1 protein-coding gene is annotated in these 565 nt (G+C 40.2%); it reads right to left on the bottom strand.

Annotated elements, in window-relative coordinates; translation table 11 throughout:
* Positions 1–105: 105 nt before the first annotated feature.
* The gene (locus KGF70_RS17065) at positions 106–402 is read right to left on the bottom strand and encodes a DUF5839 family protein (RefSeq protein ID WP_056953201.1); all 297 of its coding nucleotides are present in this window, start codon (positions 400–402) and stop codon (positions 106–108) included.
* Between the last annotated feature and the right edge of the window lie 163 nt (positions 403–565).

The following is a 565-nucleotide window of genomic DNA, read 5'->3' as shown; positions in this document are numbered from 1 at the left end:
AGATTAATTTTACAATCTATTGTAGAAGATAATTAATTACTTTTCTTAATTAAAGGAACGGCCCAAGCCAACGTAAAGTGAATCACGTTGGCTTGGGCCGTTAAGTTATTTCATCAGGTCATCAAACGTTTGATTAACCGTCTCTTGATCACGATTGTTGGTAAAGACTTTAACTGGTTGTAAGTCACTCAAATCATTGGCAACTTCCTTCGTCGCATAAATCATAACTGGCGTGCGCTTCGCAAACTGGGTTTGGACTAACGCCACATTACCAACTACCGGGGTGCCCTTCGTCTTTTCGGTAATCCGCCACTTATACAACTTTTTCGTATTCAAAACATGTTTTGCCCGCTCATCAGGATCATGCACAATATGATAGGCCATTAACACATTATCAGCCATGTTGATTCCTCCCATTATTGGCCAGTAGTCATTTCTTAACACCATTAGTATACGTGCTGAACCCTCAAACTAGCAATTATTTGAACCAAGCCACCAATCGATCAAACCAAGTTTGGTGATGACCAGTTTGGGCCATCTTAACTACTTTAGTAACCGTTGACTT

The organism is Lactiplantibacillus sp. 7.2.4 (assembly GCF_018991185.1).
GTDB lineage: Bacteria > Bacillota > Bacilli > Lactobacillales > Lactobacillaceae > Lactiplantibacillus > Lactiplantibacillus pentosus.
The sequence above is the reverse complement of the archived record's forward strand: the minus strand, read 5'-3'. Positions and strand labels throughout refer to the sequence as shown.